Source organism: Ruegeria sp. C10 (assembly GCF_056537805.1).
Genome location: NZ_JBQFSC010000004.1, coordinates 24,884 through 42,956 on the forward strand (window position 1 = coordinate 24,884; position 18,073 = coordinate 42,956).

An 18,073-nucleotide genomic window follows, 5' to 3' on the forward strand; every position below is an offset into this window, starting at 1 on the left:
AAATGGCCCAGATCGTTGTCAAAAACGTAAAGAAGATGTTCGGCGATTTCACCGCTGTGCGGGAAAGCTCGTTCACGATTGAAGATGGTGAATTCTTCATGCTGCTTGGTCCATCGGGCTGCGGCAAAACAACGACGCTGAGGATGATCGCAGGCTTGGAGCTTCCAACATCGGGTGAGATCTATCTCGACGGCGAAGAAATCAGCCAGCGACCCCCATCAGAGCGAGACATTGCATTCGTGTTCCAGATGTTTGCGCTGTATCCCCACATGAACGTGCGCAAAAATATCAGCTACCCCCTGATATCGCAGGGCATGCCGCGTGCTGCTGTAAAAGCCAAAGTAGAAGAAGTCGCGGGAATTCTGGGGATCAACGACATCCTCGATAGCCCGGTAGGTGGACTGTCAGGTGGCGACCGGCAGCGCGTGGCGCTGGGCCGCGCGATCGTTCGCGAACCCAAGGCATTCATGATGGACGAACCGTTGGGTGCCTTAGATGCCGAGTTTCGAGAACACATGGCCGAAGAGTTACGCGCGCTTCATGACCGTATGGGCGCAACCACTGTTTACGTGACACACGACCAGTTGGAAGCCATGCAAATGGGCGACAAGATCGTAGTGATGAACAACGCTGTGATTGAGCAATTCGGCACACCTCAGGAAATCTACGACAAACCAGCCACAATGTTCGTTGCAGATTTTATCGGGTCCCCTTCCATGAACTTCCTGCCGTTTCAAGGAAAGGTCGCGCCTGACTCGGAAATGGTTCGACTAAATGGCCATGACGAAGCCGTGCCCAAACTGATGGAGGGGGCGGAAGGTGACTTAGTTTTTGGGGTTCGCCCTGAGCATGTTTTTCTATCGGATGCGAGCGCCTACAGAGCCAAGGTTCTGGCGACAGAATATTTGGGAACCACCCAGATCGTGACGCTGCAAAGCCCGAACGGAGAGCTGAAAGCCCGGATTGATGCGCGCGAAGTCGTAAATCCCGGCGAGACGGTGGGGTTAGAGTTCCGCTCACCCGCAGTAACACTGTTTGAAAAGGCCACCGGACGCGCGTTGAGGTCCGCTCTGAACGACGAGGTACTAAGTAATGGCTGAAGTCGTTTTAGAGAATATCTCGAAGTCATTCGGCAATCTAAAGGCGGTGGATGATATCTCAATGACGATCCCCAACGGCGCCTTTGTGGTGCTATTGGGTCCAACGGGCGCGGGAAAGACAACGACGCTGAGATTGATATCCGGACTTGAGAAACTGGATTCTGGAACCGTTCGCATTGCTGGACGGGATGTTGGAATAGAAACGCCAGCCCAGCGCGATGTGGCTATGGTTTTCCAGCAATACTCACTGTACCCGCATATGACAGTGCGGGAGAACCTGTCTTTTCCTCTGAGGTCGCCGATCCTGAAGACGCCAGAGGATGAGATCAAGAGGAAGGTTAACGAAGTTGCGGACATCCTCCAGATTCCGCACAAGTTGAACAACAAAGCGACTGAACTGTCTGGCGGTGAAATGCAGCGCGTTTCAATTGGACGAGCGCTGGTGCGAGACCCCCAGATATTTCTGATGGATGAACCCCTCAGCTCTTTGGACGCCAAGCTTCGGGCGGATTTGCGGGTCGAATTAAAAAGAATTCAGGCGGATCTGGGATCGACCTTGCTATACGTGACCCATGATCAAGTCGAAGCCATGACAATGGCGACGCATATCGGCGTTTTGGAAAACGGCAGGCTGGTTCAGTACGGAACACCCCGGGACATCTATGAAAACCCCGGTAGCGTTTATGTCGCCAGCCGGTTGGGACTGCCGCGGATCAACATTCTGCCTTCCGAGCTGTTCGGAGGCAATCACAAAGGTCCGCAAATAGGTCTTCGCCCGGAAAACATCATCGAAGGAGAAGGCAGCGAAGCGCGGGTAATACGCGCAGAGCATCTGGGGGATCAAACGCGGCTACACCTGGACCTGAACGGTCACCCGGTTGTGACCTTGATTGATGTACATCAGGATTATCCATCTGGAAAACTTATAAAAATCCGCCCACACAACCCGTTGTATTTTGACGCGTCCGGCGCGCGCGTGAATTAAGGAGCAAAAGCATGGCCCAGTTCCTCAACACAAAAGAAACTTTGGTTACAGAGGCCATAGACGGTCTTCTGGCGTCTTCCGGAGGGCAACTGACCCGGTTGGACGGTTACCCGCACATCAAGGTTGTTTACAGGTCGGATTGGGACAAGTCGAAGGTCGCCCTGGTTTCTGGCGGGGGGTCTGGTCACGAACCCGCCCATGCAGGTTTTGTTGGCGCCGGTATGCTCACAGCCGCGGTGTGCGGGGAAGTGTTTGCATCCCCGTCAGTCGAGGCGGTTCTGGCGGGCATTCTTGCGGTCACGGGTGAGGCTGGGTGCCTGCTTATTGTCAAAAATTACACCGGTGATCGGTTGAACTTTGGACTGGCAGCTGAACGCGCCCGTGCATTGGGCCGCAAGGTAGAGATGGTCGTTGTCGACGATGACATCGCCCTGCCCGATCTTCCGCAACCACGTGGCGTGGCGGGTACGTTGTTCGTTCACAAAATCGCCGGAGCGCTTGCTGAAGACGGTGCTGACCTAGACACCGTTACAAATGCTGCAAGAAGCACCATTGCGAAGGTTGTCAGCATCGGTATGAGCTTGGACACCTGTACCGTTCCGGGATCTCCAAAAGAAGACCGGATCGCCCCCGGGAAAGCAGAGCTTGGCTTGGGTATTCATGGCGAGCCCGGTGTACAGCAAGTCGAGTTCTCAAATGCTGTATCGGCTATGTCCACAGTGGTGGAGAAGCTGAAGCAAAGGGTGGGGTCCGGGGATTGCGTGGCGTTGCTCAACAACCTGGGTTCTACAACTCCGCTAGAAATGGCTGTCCTTACGCATGCGTTGTCCGAAACTGGTTTTGCCCACCATATCATTGGCCCGGCACCCATGATGACGTCGCTGGATATGCACGGGTTTTCGGTTTCCATTCTGCCTGTGGATCAGGACGATTTGTCAGCCCTTGAAACACCCGTTGATCTGGCCGCATGGCCCGGGGTCGATTCCATCGGCCCGATCAAAGTGGCACCATTGCCTGATGGCCTGACCCCTATCGATCCAATTCCTTCGAACAATCCCACCACAAGGGAAACAATCACCCGGTTGTCTGAACTGCTCATCAACGCAGAGAAGAACCTCAACGAACTGGACGCGAAATCTGGAGATGGCGATACAGGAAGCACATTGGCGACTGCCGCAAGAGCATTGCAAGGTAGCCTTGACCGCATGCCGCTTGCTGATCTGACACAACTGTTTCCGGCGTTGGGCAATGAGTTAAGTCAGACAATGGGTGGTTCTTCCGGCGTGATACTCGCAATCTTCTTCAACGCAGCTGGAGATGCCTGTGCGAACGGAGCATCGGTACCAAAATCTCTCGTCGAAGGACTGAATCGCGTCAGCCAGGTTGGGGGTGCCAAGGTCGGTGACAGGACAATGATTGACGCCCTAGCACCGGCACTTGCCGCGCTGCCATCTGGTCTGACGCACGCGGCCGAGGCTGCCCGCAAAGGCGCGAACAACACCGCAAATATTCGACGTGCTAAGGCAGGCCGCGCAGCCTATGTTCCCGAAGAAAACCTTGTTGGACATAACGATCCCGGCGCTGAGGCTGTTGCTTTGTTGTTTGAAGGCTTAGCGCGGGAGATTGAGGGCTGAAGAACACGTGGAAGACCAAAAACAAAAACTAGAATTGGTGAAAAAGCCAACCGTTAATGACATCGCGCGCGTTGCGGGTGTTAGCCTAGCGACTGTTGACCGGGTCTTGAACAGACGCCCCGGCGTGCGGGCGGTGACCGTACAGAAAGTACAAAAGGCGATTGATGAGCTGGGGTATGTGCGCGACACGGCCGCGGCCAACCTTGCGCGTAACCGAGTTTACAACTTCCTCTTTGTTCTGCCGGACACGGACAACGAGTTTGTGGAGGCAATCAGCAGTCAGATCGCAGAACAATCACGCGACCAATTTATCGAACGGACTCGCATTGCAATAAAGAAGGTTGCTCCGTTTGAGCCCCAAGATATCGTCAACATTCTGGATGCTGTAGACAGTTTGGATGTAGACGGAGTCGCCGTTTTCGGGCCCGAAACGCCTTCTGTCCGGGATGCTGTTAAAAGGCTCAGGGACAAAGGCGTTCCGGTTGTTGCCCTGGTGTCTGACTTGCCGAGTTCTGAACGAGACCACTTTGTCGGTATTGATAACGTTTCGGCAGGACGAACCGCCGCTCAGCTAATGGGGCGATTTGTGCATCGTGACGGCAAGGTCTTGGTACTTACAGGATCCCGTTTGGCACGTGACCACCTCGAACGACGTCAAGGCTTTGACCTTGTTGTGGCTGAGGAATTTCCGCACCTCGAAGTCGTAGCATCAGTCGAGGGCCGAGATGACCCGGATCTGATTTACAGGATGATGCCCGAAATATTTGAAACCTATCCAGATCTGGTCGGAATATACTCGTCAGCAGCGGGTAACGCAGGCCTGATTCAATTCCTTTCAGAAAACAAGCTCAGCGAAGATCTGGTGATCATAGCTCATGAGCTTACACCGCTCAGTCGTGAGGCGCTCACGCTCGGTACATTTGACGCTCTGATCTCGCAAGACACTGGGCACATTGTACGTTCAGCCGTCCGCCTGCTGCGCGCGACTTCGGATAAGGTTCCGTTCAACAAAGCGCAGGAACGTATCCGCATCGACATCTATCTGAAGGAAAATTTACCGCCATAGAGGCTCAGGTTTTGGGGAGGAGATTTTATGAAGACGATCAAAGGTCCAGCTTTGTTTCTTGCGCAATTTGCGGGGGACGAAGCGCCGTTCAATTCGTGGGACGCGATCACTAAATGGGCAGCTGACTGTGGATACAAAGGCGTTCAGGTGCCCAGTTGGGACGGCCGGCTGTTCGACCTGGAACAGGCCGCGTCCAGCACCGGTTACTGCGATGACTTCAAAGGAAAAGCCAGGGACAATGGTGTCGAAGTTACTGAACTTTCAACGCACCTTCAGGGCCAGCTTGTGGCCGTTCACCCGGCCTATGACAGTGCATTTGACGGCTTTGCGGCCGAAAGCGTCAGAGGGAACCCGAAAGCCCGGCAAGAATGGGCAGTAGACCAGGTCAAGAAAGCGCTATCAGCTTCGAAAAACTTGGGTATTTCTGCACATGCGACATTCTCGGGCGCGTTGGCATGGCCTTATGTCTATCCTTGGCCGCAGCGCCCCGCCGGCTTGATTGAAACGGCGTTTGATGAGCTTGCGCGTCGTTGGGTGCCAATCCTTGATCACGCCGAAGACTGCGGCGTTGATGTATGCTACGAAATCCACCCCGGAGAGGACCTCCACGATGGTGTGACGTACGAGATGTTTCTGGAACGGACGGGAAATCACCCACGGGCCTGCATGCTATACGACCCGTCGCACTACGTGCTGCAATGCCTCGACTATCTGGACAATATCGACATCTACAAAGATCGGATCCGGATGTTCCATGTCAAAGATGCCGAGTTCAACCCAACCGGGCGGCAAGGTGTTTATTCCGGGTATCAAAGCTGGGTTGATCGGGCTGGGCGGTTCCGGTCGCTTGGTGATGGCCAAGTGGATTTCGGTGCGGTCTTCTCAAAAATGGCGGCGAATGACTTTGATGGTTGGGCTGTGGTCGAATGGGAATGCTGTCTCAAACACCCCGAGAATGGCGCGCGTGAAGGCGCTCAGTTTGTGTCAGATCACATCATCCGTGTGACCGAGAAAGCCTTTGATGATTTCGCTGATAGTGGCGCCGACGAAGCCGCCAATCGGAAAATGCTGGGGATTGATTGATGGTCACAGGACGCAGTGAAGAAACATCAGGACGCATTCGGCTTGGCATGGTTGGCGGCGGAAACGACGCCTTCATAGGGGGTGTTCATCGCATAGCGGCGCGACTGGACGACAAGTTCGAGCTGGTCGCCGGTGCTTTGTCTTCGACGCCAGAGAAATCTCTTGAAAGTGGTCAAGCATTGGGGCTCGAACGGGTTTATGAAGACTTCAAGAAAATGGCGATCCGGGAAGCCCGATTGAAATCTGGGATCGAGGCAGTCTCAATTGTCACGCCAAATCACGTTCACTATGCAGCCGCGCGTGAATTCCTGAAACGCGGTATTCACGTCATTTGTGACAAGCCACTCACCTCGACCCTTGCGGATGCAAAAAGACTGGTGAAGGCGGCCGAAAGCGCGAAGGCACTGTTCATTTTGACCCACAATTACACGGGCTATCCGATGGTTCGGCAGGCGCGTGAAATGGTTGCCAACGGCGAAATTGGCAAGATTCGTGTGGTTCAAGTTGAGTACCCGCAGGACTGGCTGACCGAGCAGCAGGATTTCAAACAGGCTGAGTGGCGAACCGATCCCGAACGCTCGGGCGCGGGTGGATCAACCGGTGACATCGGAACCCATGCCTACAACCTCGCTTGCTTTGTAACCGGGCTGACTGCGGAATGCCTGGCGGCGGATTTGCAGGCCTTTGTGCCGGGGCGCAAGGTCGATGATAACGCCCACGTTTTGCTTCGCTTTGAAGGCGGCGCGCGTGGTATGCTGTGGTCGTCTCAGGTGGCGCCCGGTAACGAAAACGCATTGCGCTTGCGGGTCTATGGCGAAAAAGGTGGGTTGGAGTGGTCTCAGGAAGATCCCAATTATCTTTGGTTCACGCCATACAACAAACCCAAGCGTCTGATCACCCGAAATGGAGCTGGAGCAGGTGACGCTGCCAATCGGTTGAGTAGAGTCCCTCCGGGCCATCCCGAGGGATATCTTGAAGGTTTCGCCAATATCTATGGAGAGGCTGCTGAGGCAATCCAAGCTTTCCGAGGCGGGATTTCACCTGATACTTCGGTTGTCTATCCAACGGTCCATGATGGACTCAATGGTGTAAAGTTTGTAGCCGCATGCGTGCAAAGCTCTTCAAGGAATGCGGCTTGGGTCAAGTTAGAGTAAAGTCTGGCTGTGGGAAAAGAGCGGACATCTTAGAGGGTGCTGTCAAACGAATTCGAACCAGTCTCAGTTTGCGGCGGAAACCGCGAAACTATCCGGAACAAAGTTGACGCCACTCGCTAAGAGCGGCCGCGCGGGTCAGCTTGAAGGTGTCTCGACTGGCTAGCGTTCTTTCCTGGTTGAAGTGGTTGTAAACAGAGGAATGGACGGAGGCGAATTTCTGTAGACTTCGCATGCGCCTGAAACGCTGCATCGCGCGTTCGCTTCGTCGAAACGGCAGGTGCGAATTCTCGATACGGTTGTTGAGCCTCCTGCCCGTCTGTTGTTTTTCAAGCGCGCCCATTTCTCTGAGCGCAGCCTTGTAGGAAGCGAAGCGATCTGTGACAATCTATTCGGCGCAACCGTGCCGCTTCATCAATTTCCTGAGGAATTTCAGTGCTGCGGCTTTGTTTCGACGCTTCGTGACAACGGCTTCCAGCACCTCGCCTTCGTGATCAACAGCCCGCCAAAGATAATGCCGTTTACCATTCACCTTCACGAAAACCTCGTCCGCGTGCCACTTCCATTTGGAGTATGCTCTCAATTGCTGAACACGCTTTCTTCGGATCTCAGAGGCAAACATCGGACCGAACCTGTTCCAACAGTAGCAGTCGGTTTCGTGGCTCACGTCGATGCCTCGCTCGTGCAACAAGTCTTCGACATTCCGAAGCGAGAGCGGGAAGCGGATGTACAGCGTTACCGCAAGACGGATGATATCGGGACTGGTTTTGAAGTATTTGAAAGAGGCAGGTCTGGTCATGGGCAAAAGCTATGCAACACCCCTGCCCCGCTCAAGACACGTTCTTCTGACAAGACCCCAACCCGATCCCCGCCTCCGGTCCATGTTGATCCGCGCCCATGGCTGGACCCACGATCTGAAGTCCGGAGTTCAACTGATGGAAGTTGCGCGGCGTGAAAGCGTCCCCGGCGCTTTCATCCTTGCCCGTGCTCAGCTCGCGTTTCTCTCACCGAAGATTCAGGCCGCGATTCTCAACGGCACCCAGCCGCCCGAACTCACACTCAAGCGTCTGGTCAGCGTGACCCACCCACTTGATTGGTCCGAACAGGAACGCCTGTTCGGCTTCTGACATCTCCAGATCCTGCGTCCCTGATACAGACTTCGCCCTCCCTGATCCGGCGGAACAATTCCCCGTTCGCACGAGAAAATTCCCTGCTCCACCTTTTAGGGAATTTGCAACATAAACCCCTGTAAAACATTCAGTTCTGACAGGTGAAATTACTGAACTCAGACCCGTTTCGCGAAAATTCCCTGTAAATTGCCGGGTATCAGGAAAACCCCACCCAAAGCGATCCCACCAAAATGCGGCACTGAGACTGGGGCCTGAATCGTGATCCGAGTGTACGATCTGCTCCGTCTCTGATTGAAAGCGTATGCGTCAACTCGCGGGAATTGCGGAACAATTCCGGGTCAAAAAACACAACTGAAGTGAGACAGGGAAGTGAGACAGGTATGAGTGGCGGGGAGACAGGGATTCGAACCCTGGGAACGCTCTCACGTTCAACGGTTTTCAAGACCGCCGCATTCGACCACTCTGCCACCTCCCCGCGTGAGGCTGGGTCTATGACGAGTTGAGCGCGGTGGCAAGCCATAAAGCGGGAAATCTTGCCGAAGCGAATGTAGCAGTCTTTCCATGGCCCGATGCCCGCGCTATGATCTGCGGGAAAGACCGCACAAGACTGGCAACAAGAACCAGCAATGACGCGGTGGGGCGCGGCCGGAATGGCCTTGTCAGGCAAGGGATTGAGAAAATGGAGCGAGCTACGGGCACACGCTTTGGGCCACAACGGCTGGCAATTTTGGTCGTGACCATGGCAGCATTGGCTGGATGCGAAGAAGGGCTACTTACTGCAGAGGACCCGCCTGAGGATACGGCCGCCGAAGATGCGGACAACACAAACCGGTTCGAACTGTTCCCCGAGGCTGCCGCGACCAATCAGCGCGATGTTGAGGCCCCCGAGGTTTTTCAGGTCACCGAAGCAGGATTGTGGGACGGGCGGCCATCGCTGGGTGGTATCTGGGTGGCGCATCCCGATGTGACTCAACCCGAGCGGGTGCTGATCAAGAATACAGCCAACAACAAATCGGTAACGGGTGCCCTGTTCCGCCGTGAGCGGAATTTGCCGGGACCCGCGCTGCAGGTCTCGTCATCCGCTGCCGAGCAATTGGGAATGCTGGCTGGTGCTCCAACCAGGGTGCAGGTTGTCGCGTTGCGACGTGAGGCTATTGAAGAACCCCCTGCACCTGTCGCCGCGGAACCTGCCGAAGAGACAGATAGTGCAGAGAGTTCGGAAACAACCGACACCGCAGAAGCGTCAGAAACGGGCTCTGCTGAAAAGCCTCAAAAGCGGAAATGGTGGCAGAAAAAGCCAAGCACCGAAACAGCGACCGGAGCTGCGGTCGTTGCCGGGGCTGCCGTTGTTGCATCGTCGGATGAAGATGCGCCCAGTGCAGAAGCCCCGACCAATGCAGAAGCACCGACCAGTGAATTGGCCGCGAATGAGGCCCCAGCCCCAGAGAAACCGGCCAAACGCAAATGGTGGCAGAAAAAGCCAAGCGACGAGACTGCAGTCGCAGCAGCTGGCGCAGCAACCGCAGCGGCTGCCGAGACCGAATCCCCTTCGTCAGAAACACAGACGGCAGCATTGTCGGATCCCGAACTGACGGCACCGGCTGAAAAACCGGCCAAGCGCAAGTGGTGGCAAAAGAAAGACCCTAACGCAATCACCGAAACGCCTCTGGACCCGATTGCCGGAGCGGCAGCGGCCATCGAGGCCTCTGAACCAACGGCGGCGGCACCAGCGACGGCGAGTGCTGCGACGACAAGTGGGTTGGCAAAACCTTTTGTTCAGGCGGGCACATTCAGCGTAGAATCCAACGCCAAGAGCGCGGCGGACAAGATCCGGCGCAATGGCATGGCTGCCGAAGTCATGGAGCTGAAAAGCGAGGACAAGTCGGTCTGGCGCGTTTTGGTTGGACCCGTTGCAACCCGCGCGGAACGTCGGGCGATGTTGAACGATGTGAAAGACCTTGGGTTTACCGATGCTTTCACGGCAAAGAACTGATCAAACAGGAGGCCCATGATGCTTTCCGCTTTGCGATCCACCACACTGGCCCTCGGGTTGGCGCTGTTGGCACTGCCCGCCCATGCCTTCGACACCACCGCGCGTGCGGCTTATGTGATGGACCAGAAAACCGGCACTGTGCTGTTGTCTAAAGACGCCGATCAGCCTCTGCCTCCAGCGTCCATGTCGAAGCTCATGACGCTTTATGTGGCGTTTGAAGCCTTGCGCGATGGCCGTTTGACGCTGGACGAAACTTTGCCCGTCTCGGAACATGCAATGAGCTATGGCGGCTCGACCATGTTCCTGAACACGCAGGATCGTGTCCGGGTCGAGGATCTTTTGCGCGGGATCATCGTGCTTTCGGGTAATGACGCCTGTGTCGTGATCGCCGAAGCGCTCAGCCCCGACGGAAGCGAAGCCGGATTCGCCCGTTTCATGACTCAGCGGGCGCAGCAGATGGGCATGAACAACTCGAACTTTGCCAATTCCAACGGCTGGCCTGCTGCTGGGCACATGATGTCAGTGCACGATCTGGCAGTTCTGGCCGACCGGCTGATCACCGATTTCCCCGAGTACTATCCCCTGTTTGCCGAAGAAGAGTTCGAATTCGATGGCCGAGCGCCCTCGAACGCGCGAAACCGCAATCCGCTGCTGAAGCTTGATATCGGGGCCGATGGCCTCAAGACTGGCCATACCCAAGAGGCAGGATATGGTTTGGTCGGTTCTGCCAAACAAGGCGACCGACGGGTTGTCTTTGTTCTTTCAGGGCTCAACAGCACTGCCAAGCGCGCAGAGGAGGCTGAGGCCGTGGTTAACTGGTCGTTTCGAAATTTTGTCGAGAGGACAGTTGCCAAATCAGAAGAACCGGTAGCCCAGGCCAAGCTTTGGATGGGGGCGGAAAAGACTGTGGGATTGGTGCCCGAGGGTGATCTGACCTTGCTGTTCCCCGTTTTGGGCGACAAGGACATCAAGGCCGAAGTTGTCTATGACGGCCCTATCAACGCACCGGTCAGCAAAGGCCAGCAATTGGCCGAGCTTGTTATCCAACCCGAGGGATTGCCCGAAATCCGCCGCCCGCTGGTTGCGGAAAAGGATGTTCCCTTGGGCGGGTTTGTCGTGCGTATGTTGACCGTGGGTGGCATCGTTCTGAAAGAAGTGATCAACACTCCTCTGGAGCAAATGTGACAGCGCGCGGAACGTTTCTGACCTTCGAAGGCATTGACGGATCAGGCAAGTCCACGCAGGCGCGCCTGCTGGCCGAGCACTTGCGGCATCAAGGCCGCGACGTCGTTCTGACGCGCGAGCCCGGCGGATCGGACGGGGCAGAAGAAATTCGCAGCCTTGTGCTGCAGGGTGATCCGGACCGCTGGTCGGCCGAGACCGAGATCCTGCTGTTCACCGCTGCCCGGCGCGATCATCTTGAGCGCACGATTGAACCCGCGTTGGCAGAGGGCAAGGTTGTGATCTGCGATCGCTTTGCCGACAGTACCCGGATGTATCAAGGTCTGTCGCGCGGCGATCTGCGGGGTTTGGTGGATCAGTTGCACAGCTTGATGATCCGGCGAGAGCCAGATATGACCTTGCTGATCGATATGGACCCGGAAACCGGTCTGTTGCGCGCCAAAGGTCGTCAGGGCACCGAAGAACGATTCGAAGATTTCGGTTTGGATCTTCAACAACAGATGCGGGCAGGTTTTCTGGGTCTGGCCCAAGAATTCTCTGACCGTTTCCACGTGGTCGACGGCAATCGGGACATGGACAGCGTTGCGCGGGATGTGACAGATATTGTCATGGCGTCCCTGCAATTGAGCTGACATGAGCGACGATATCCAAACACCGGATCAGGCCCCTGGTGCCCCGCATCCGCGCGAAACTCTCAAGCTGTTCGGACAGGATGCGGCCCAAGAGGCGTTTTTAACCGCGTATAACTCGGACCGGCTGCACCACGGCTGGTTGCTAACGGGGCCGCGCGGCGTGGGCAAGGCTACCCTTGCCTGGCGCATTGCACAGTTTTTGTTGGCCACACCTCCGGCAGATGAAGGCGGGTTGTTTGGTGCCCCTCCTGCGCCTGAGACGTTGGACATCGACCCGGACCACCCCGTCGCACACCGTATCCAGGCGGGGGCCGAGCCCGGCCTTGCCGCAATCACCCGGTCCGTCAACGATCAGGGACGGCTGCGCAACGAAATCGTTGTCGATGACATCCGCAAACTGGGCAAGTTCTTCGGCCTGTCCTCTGCCGATGGTGGTCGCCGGATTGTTATCGTCGATTCAGCGGATGAAATGAATCTCAGCGCCGCCAATGCGCTGCTGAAAATGCTCGAAGAACCCCCAGCGCGCACGACGCTGCTGCTGGTTTCACACCAACCTTCGCGCCTGCTGCCGACCATCCGTTCGCGTTGCCGCACGCTGCGGCTTTCACCCCTTGGCGCAGATGACATGCAGGCCGCGCTAGCGCAGACCGGCACAGAAATCCCTAGTCGGGCCGAGCATCTGGCAGCCCTCGCCGCCGGTTCAGTGGGTGATGCCGTCCGCTTGATCAATCTCGGCGGGCTAGAGCTTTATGCCGAGCTGATTGCAATTCTGGGCTCCCTTCCCCGGCTCGACCGCCAGCGCGCCCTGAAACTGGCAGAAGCGGCAGCTCAGCGGGGGGCTGCCGAACGGTTTGACCTGCTGCTTTCACTGATCGACGTTGCGCTCTCGCGTTTGGCGCTGACAGGTGCAAAAGGTGCCGCCTCCATACCCGAGGCCGCCCCGAATGAGGCTGAAACTCTGTCGCGCCTCTCTAACTCGCAGCACAAGGCCCGCCAATGGGCGGAGGTCGCCGCGCTCATCACGGCGCGCGCGCGGCATGGGCAGGCGGTGAACCTTGACCCTGCCTCGCTTGTCCTAGATACGGTGTTCAAGATACAGGAAACCGCCGGTCACAGCTGATGAGCCTCACCCCCGAAATTACCGACAGCCACTGCCATCTGGATTTCCCTGATTTCGACGGTCAGTTGGATGATATCGTCGCCCGCGCTGCCGAGGCTGGCGTGACCTGCATGGTGACCATCTGCACCCGGCTGCGCAACGAACCCGCTGTGCGCGCCATCGCCGAGGCTCACGCCCCAGTCTTCTACGCTGCAGGCACCCACCCGATGAGCGCCGCTGATGAGCCGATGGCCACGGTCGATGAGCTGGTCGCATTGGCTAAGCATCCCAAGTTCGTGGGCATTGGGGAAAGCGGGCTTGATTATCACTACACGGCCGAGTCGGCGGATGTGCAGAAACAATCACTGCGCATCCATATCGAGGCCGCCCAGCGCACTGGCCTGCCATTGATCATCCACGCGCGCGCTGCTGATGACGACATGGCCCGCATTCTGGCCGAAGAGCATCGCAATGCGCCCTATTCCTGCGTCATGCATTGTTTCTCTTCATCGGCTGAACTGGCCCGGGCCGCGCTTGATCTGGGCTTTTACCTGTCCATGTCCGGCATCGCGGCCTTCCCAAGAAGCCAGGAACTGCGCGATATCTTCGCTTCTGCACCTGTTGACCGAATTCTGGTCGAAACCGATGCGCCCTATCTTGCCCCCCCACCATATCGCGGTAAACGGAATGAGCCCGCCTATACCGCACACACCGCCCGTAAAGGGGCTGAGGTCTTCGGATTGGATTACGCAGATTTCGCCGCAAAAACGCAGGCCAATTTTGATCGGCTCTTCACTAAAGCCGCCACATACAAGGCGGCTGCATGAGCGAGCTGCGCCTGACAATTCTGGGCTGCGGGTCATCCGGTGGCGTCCCCCGTCTCGGGGGACATTGGGGCGATTGTGATCCGGAAAACCCGAAAAACCAGCGTCGGCGATGCTCGTTACTGGTCGAACGGGACGGGCCGGACGGGACTACTTCGGTTCTGATCGACACCTCACCTGATATGCGTAGCCAATTGCTGGACACCGGGACGGGGCGATTGGACGGTGTCGTCTACACGCATTCCCACGCCGACCACATGAATGGGATCGACGATCTGCGGATGATCGTTTTCAATATGAAAACCCGCGTCCCCGTCTGGGCCGATGGTGACACGCAGAACGATCTGCTCAGCCGGTTTGGCTATGCCTTCGTTCAGCCCGAGGGATCGCCCTATCCGCCCATACTCGACCTCAAAACAATCAATGGGCCGTTCGAAATTCCCGGCCCAGGCGGCACGATCTCGCTTCGGCCATTTCGCGTGAACCACGGATCGATTGATGCGCTTGGCTTCAGAATGGGAAACATCGTCTATCTGCCTGATGTAGCAGAGCTTTATGATGAGAGCATGACTGAACTGGCGAATCTGGACTGCCTGATTATTGACGCTCTGCGTCGTTCCCCGCATCCGACACATGCCCATCTGGAAAAGACGCTGGAGTGGATCGACCAATTGAAACCAAAACGCGCCGTTTTGACCAACATGCATATCGATCTGGATTATGCGACGGTCGATGCGGAAACACCGGATCATATCACGCCTGCCTATGATGGCATGGTGATCCGGCACGCCCTGTAAGGCATGCTGCTGCACGCGCTTACGATACCCCGTATGGCGCCGCCATGTTACAAAGCCTGATTGATGTCATCCTGCCGGTGTTTCTGGTCATCGGTGCCGGATACACGGCGACGAGGTTCGGCTATTTTCGCGAAACCCATATCGATGGGTTAATGAGTTTCACGCAGAACTTTGCCATTCCCTGCCTACTGTTTCTCGCCATTGCCAATCTCGATCTCGGCACCAGCTTCGATCCTCGGCTTTTGGTCAGTTTCTATTCAGCAGCTGGTCTGTGTTTTGTCGCTGGTATGATCGGTGCGCGCCTGATCTTCGGACGAGCGTGGGAGGATTCGGTTGCTATTGGATTTTGCTGTCTGTTTTCAAACTCGGTCCTCTTGGGGTTGCCTATTACCGAGCGCGCCTATGGGGTCGAAAATCTAGTTGGCAACTTCACAATCATCGCGTTCCACTCACCCTTTTGCTATTGCCTCGGCATCACGGTGATGGAGGTGCTTCGAAACCGCGGCAACGGCGGAGTGCGGATGTTGAAATCCGTGCTGTCGGCCATGTTCAAGAATGCACTCATTCTTGGGATCTCGTTGGGGTTTGTTGTAAACCTCACTGGACTGGCCATACCCGGAGTTGTGGACGAAGCCTTGAACCTGATCACCCGCGCGGCCTTGCCCGGTGCCTTGTTTGCGCTGGGGGGTGTGCTGGTCAAGTACCGACCCGAGGGCGATCTGCGTACCATTATTTTCGTCTGCTGTATCTCATTGATGCTGCACCCGAGCCTGGTTTGGTTCTTTGGGTCATCTCTGGCGTTGCCGCAAGATTTGTTCCGCTCGGGCGTTCTTACTGCAGCGATGGCGCCGGGGATCAATAGCTACATCTTCGCAAACATGTACGGACATGCCAAACGTGTGGCCGCGTCGTCAGTTCTGATCGGAACGACCGCGTCAATATTGACGGTCTGGTTGTGGCTGACCCTCTTGGGATGACGAAAGTGCCAACACCGCATTGACTCTGCCCACCAGCAATACATCTATCGCAGAACCTATCCGGAGCCCTGCATGACACACGCCGTTATCGTCGCCCATGGCCAACCCTCGGACCCTGCACCTGCAGAAGCTGCGCTAGCAGCCTTTGCGCGAGAGGTAGATGAGTTATGTCAACGGGTTTCGGTATCGTCGGCCACATTGGCAGCCCCGCAGGCGTTGGAAAATTGCCTTGATGGATTGACCAGCGACACGGTTATCTACCCCTTATTCATGGCGCGCGGCTGGTTTGTCACCAGCGCTCTGCCAAAGCGGATTGGCCAGCGTTCTGTCACGATTCTGGACCCCATGGGTATCGATCCCGAACTGCCTGCCCTGATTACAGCGGCCATACATCAGGAACTGACGAACAGGGTTTGGAGCGTGGCGGACACAGATCTTGTGATCGCTGCACATGGCTCGGGCCGCAGCGCCAATCCGGCCATTGTCGCAAAGGGTTTCGCCGAGAATCTGGGTCGGCTTTCCGCGTTCAATAGCATTCGCACCGGGTTCGTTGAGCAAACCCCATCAATTGCGGACGCCGCCACCGGGTGCGGTGGCAAGGCGCTGTGCCTGCCGTTTTTTGCCTGCACCGGAGGCCATGTTTTGGAAGATGTACCCGAGGAGCTTGCCCGCGCCAGCTTTCATGGACACGTAATGCCTGTGATTTCAGAGCTTCCTCAGGTAAAACGACACATCGCGGCGGTGTTGGATACACAGTAGCGAAGCAATGGGGGGCCACCTGCAGTCAACCGGATTGCTGCGCATCCGATAGCTCGCAATAGAAACGGTGGCAGGATCGCCCGCTTCGTTTCGCTGCGTATAAAGCCAGATCGGCGGCATGAAGAATATCTTCGGCCTTGGGCACTTCGAATTGTGTCGAGAGTGCTGTACCAATACTTGCCGATATACGGCAGGTTGCCCCATCGAACTGCATCGGCTTGCACAGGCGTGAAATCAGGCGCCCTGCAATACCATCAAGCTTTGTACGATCGTTCATGCCCTTAAAAATCAAGACAAACTCATCACCCCCGACTCGGGCAACCGTGTCGTCGCTGCGTGTGACGTCCAGCATGATCTTTGCGGCTTGCTGCAGAACATAGTCCCCTGCAGCATGCCCCAATCGATCATTGACCGATTTGAAGAAATCCAGATCCAGATGCATCATTGCAAAACTCGATTTCGACGAAATCAAATGCCCCAGAATATGATCCATCGCACGTCGATTTTTCAGCCCGGTCAACGTGTCCGTGTAGGCTTGTTCTTCTGCCGCCAGCATCGCACCTTGCAGACGCAAGTTCAGTGAGCGTGACGCTTCCATCGCGGCAGAATTTGCCTCGACCAGATACAACAATTCTATGGCCAGATCAGTGCCCGGGAAATCGGTGCTGGTCAGAGAATAGTCGCGTACCGCATCCAGTATCGAAATTCCAAACGACAGGTTGATGACCGCCCCGCTTCCGCCAGGAAACGGCGCAATCAGACCTTTGAACGCAGTCTGCGGCCGGTCTTGAAACCTGAGGTGTAGCTTTCGGTCCGGCACCATCATCAGCGCAGCTACTGTCGTGATTGAGCGAGGGCGCACCAGCTCAAAGACATCCAGAAAGCTTCGGCCGACCATAGGCCGATCCGGACGTAGCTTCTGCAGAGTTGGTCCAACCTGCCCGATCCGCCCCATGTCATCTACAAGGACGAACATCGGACATAAGGTGTCCAGCAACTGTCCAAGATCTGCGGTCTTGATCATGATTTACGTGCCCCAAGATCAAAGTGACGTCCTTCGGCAAACGCGCTTTCGATCAATGTGATTGAAATCAACTCAGCCCCGTTTTGGCACCCTTCATTGGACAGGATCACCAACGCCCCATAGTCATCCGCCATGGCTCGTAGTACACCTGTCATGACGCTGGAATACCCCGGCAAATCAGGAGTGCAATGCAGGTGATATTCCCCGGGCGAGTGTTCCTGCAATTCCAAATCCGGCAATCTCAGATCGGACACAGCAAGGCGGACGCGATCCGACAGATCATCAAGCGAATGCAGAAACTCCAAATAGGTGACCCCGCCAAAACGCAATAACCTGCGTAGATCTTCCATGTTCGAGTGTGAGACCAGATAAGTGCCCAAATCCTCAAGAAATTCGGATTTTGGGCGGTTCAAGTCAGCGCACAAAGCGTCGAGCACTCGGGTCGATATCTCCGCGTCATAGATCAACATCGCCTCGAACTCGTCAAATCCCAGCCCGGCCGTATGAGTCGCGCGCAACCAGCATTGACGCCCGTAGGTGGCGCAGACAAAGGATTGGATCGCCCTGTTGATCAGCCCGTGCATGAGTCGCCTCAGATTGAAAGACACTCTCAAGTGATCGCAGAAAGCTTAACAAA

The 18,073-nt window shown here is 56.2% G+C and carries 17 protein-coding genes, 1 tRNA gene and 1 pseudogene; 15 read left to right on the forward strand and 4 right to left on the reverse strand.

The features are described from left to right. Positions 1-2 precede the first annotated feature (2 nt). Genes ACR0DE_RS16415 through ACR0DE_RS16440 form a run of 6 tightly spaced genes read left to right on the forward strand, consistent with a single transcriptional unit; the run spans position 3 to position 7,022 of the window. Positions 3-1,100 (forward strand): ABC transporter ATP-binding protein, encoded by a 1,098-nt coding sequence (locus ACR0DE_RS16415; protein WP_170403464.1) that lies wholly within the window; start codon positions 3-5, stop codon positions 1,098-1,100. Next, positions 1,093-2,085 carry an ABC transporter ATP-binding protein gene (locus ACR0DE_RS16420; RefSeq protein ID WP_170403462.1) on the forward strand — a complete coding sequence of 331 codons (993 nt, stop codon included), beginning with the start codon at positions 1,093-1,095 and terminating at the stop codon, positions 2,083-2,085. The genes ACR0DE_RS16415 and ACR0DE_RS16420 overlap by 8 nt, the downstream gene beginning before the upstream one ends. A gap of 11 nt (positions 2,086-2,096) precedes the next feature. Then, positions 2,097-3,719, forward strand: coding sequence for a dihydroxyacetone kinase subunit DhaK (locus tag ACR0DE_RS16425; protein ID WP_480754323.1), 1,623 nt, complete (start codon positions 2,097-2,099; stop codon positions 3,717-3,719). A 37-nt stretch (positions 3,720-3,756) separates the two neighbouring features. Further along, positions 3,757-4,785, forward strand: a complete 1,029-nt coding sequence (locus ACR0DE_RS16430; protein ID WP_480437991.1) for a LacI family DNA-binding transcriptional regulator — start codon at positions 3,757-3,759, stop codon at positions 4,783-4,785. Between the two features lie 27 nt (positions 4,786-4,812). Further along, positions 4,813-5,868 (forward strand): sugar phosphate isomerase/epimerase family protein, encoded by a 1,056-nt coding sequence (locus tag ACR0DE_RS16435; protein WP_480754326.1) that lies wholly within the window; start codon positions 4,813-4,815, stop codon positions 5,866-5,868. After that, positions 5,868-7,022 (forward strand): Gfo/Idh/MocA family protein, encoded by a 1,155-nt coding sequence (locus ACR0DE_RS16440; protein ID WP_480754327.1) that lies wholly within the window; start codon positions 5,868-5,870, stop codon positions 7,020-7,022. The genes ACR0DE_RS16435 and ACR0DE_RS16440 overlap by 1 nt, the downstream gene beginning before the upstream one ends. Before the next feature lie 88 nt (positions 7,023-7,110). On the opposite strand, the pseudogene ACR0DE_RS16445 reads toward ACR0DE_RS16440, so the two are convergent. After that, a pseudogene (locus tag ACR0DE_RS16445) lies at positions 7,111-7,818 on the reverse strand (IS6 family transposase). Between the two features lie 82 nt (positions 7,819-7,900). On the opposite strand from ACR0DE_RS16445, the gene ACR0DE_RS16450 reads away from it, so the two are divergent. Beyond that, on the forward strand, positions 7,901-8,146 hold the full coding sequence (locus tag ACR0DE_RS16450) for a hypothetical protein (RefSeq protein WP_480754329.1): 246 nt from the start codon (positions 7,901-7,903) through the stop codon (positions 8,144-8,146). Between the two features lie 388 nt (positions 8,147-8,534). Here ACR0DE_RS16450 and ACR0DE_RS16455 read toward each other — a convergent pair. After that, positions 8,535-8,624, reverse strand: a tRNA-Ser gene (locus tag ACR0DE_RS16455). Between the two features lie 204 nt (positions 8,625-8,828). Here ACR0DE_RS16455 and ACR0DE_RS16460 point away from each other — a divergent pair. The 8 genes from ACR0DE_RS16460 (at position 8,829) to ACR0DE_RS16495 (ending at position 16,412) form a co-directional block, all read left to right on the forward strand. After that, complete coding sequence (locus ACR0DE_RS16460) at positions 8,829-10,142, forward strand: SPOR domain-containing protein (protein ID WP_480754331.1); 1,314 nt, start codon at positions 8,829-8,831, stop codon at positions 10,140-10,142. Positions 10,143-10,160: 18 nt separating this feature from the next. Next, positions 10,161-11,327, forward strand: coding sequence for a D-alanyl-D-alanine carboxypeptidase family protein (locus tag ACR0DE_RS16465; protein ID WP_480754334.1), 1,167 nt, complete (start codon positions 10,161-10,163; stop codon positions 11,325-11,327). Next, a complete protein-coding gene (gene tmk / locus ACR0DE_RS16470) occupies positions 11,324-11,956 on the forward strand; it encodes a dTMP kinase (protein ID WP_170403915.1) in 633 nt (210 codons plus the stop codon). Before ACR0DE_RS16465 ends, tmk begins: the two co-directional genes overlap by 4 nt. A gap of 1 nt (position 11,957) precedes the next feature. Then, positions 11,958-13,076, forward strand: coding sequence for a DNA polymerase III subunit delta' (locus ACR0DE_RS16475; RefSeq protein WP_480754336.1), 1,119 nt, complete (start codon positions 11,958-11,960; stop codon positions 13,074-13,076). Continuing rightward, on the forward strand, positions 13,076-13,882 hold the full coding sequence (locus tag ACR0DE_RS16480) for a TatD family hydrolase (RefSeq protein WP_480754338.1): 807 nt from the start codon (positions 13,076-13,078) through the stop codon (positions 13,880-13,882). The genes ACR0DE_RS16475 and ACR0DE_RS16480 overlap by 1 nt, the downstream gene beginning before the upstream one ends. Continuing rightward, on the forward strand, positions 13,879-14,676 hold the full coding sequence (locus ACR0DE_RS16485) for an MBL fold metallo-hydrolase (RefSeq protein ID WP_170403925.1): 798 nt from the start codon (positions 13,879-13,881) through the stop codon (positions 14,674-14,676). The genes ACR0DE_RS16480 and ACR0DE_RS16485 overlap by 4 nt, the downstream gene beginning before the upstream one ends. Before the next feature lie 44 nt (positions 14,677-14,720). Then, the gene (locus tag ACR0DE_RS16490) at positions 14,721-15,653 is read left to right on the forward strand and encodes an AEC family transporter (protein WP_170403928.1); all 933 of its coding nucleotides are present in this window, start codon (positions 14,721-14,723) and stop codon (positions 15,651-15,653) included. Between the two features lie 72 nt (positions 15,654-15,725). After that, the gene (locus ACR0DE_RS16495) at positions 15,726-16,412 is read left to right on the forward strand and encodes a CbiX/SirB N-terminal domain-containing protein (protein WP_480754342.1); all 687 of its coding nucleotides are present in this window, start codon (positions 15,726-15,728) and stop codon (positions 16,410-16,412) included. 25 nt (positions 16,413-16,437) lie between these two features. Here ACR0DE_RS16495 and ACR0DE_RS16500 read toward each other — a convergent pair whose 3' ends face one another. Both ACR0DE_RS16500 and ACR0DE_RS16505 read right to left on the reverse strand, forming a co-directional pair. Then, complete coding sequence (locus tag ACR0DE_RS16500) at positions 16,438-17,436, reverse strand: diguanylate cyclase domain-containing protein (RefSeq protein ID WP_480754344.1); 999 nt, start codon at positions 17,434-17,436, stop codon at positions 16,438-16,440. After that, positions 17,433-18,020 (reverse strand): heme NO-binding domain-containing protein, encoded by a 588-nt coding sequence (locus tag ACR0DE_RS16505; protein ID WP_170403939.1) that lies wholly within the window; start codon positions 18,018-18,020, stop codon positions 17,433-17,435. The genes ACR0DE_RS16500 and ACR0DE_RS16505 overlap by 4 nt, the downstream gene beginning before the upstream one ends. Positions 18,021-18,073: the final 53 nt, after the last annotated feature.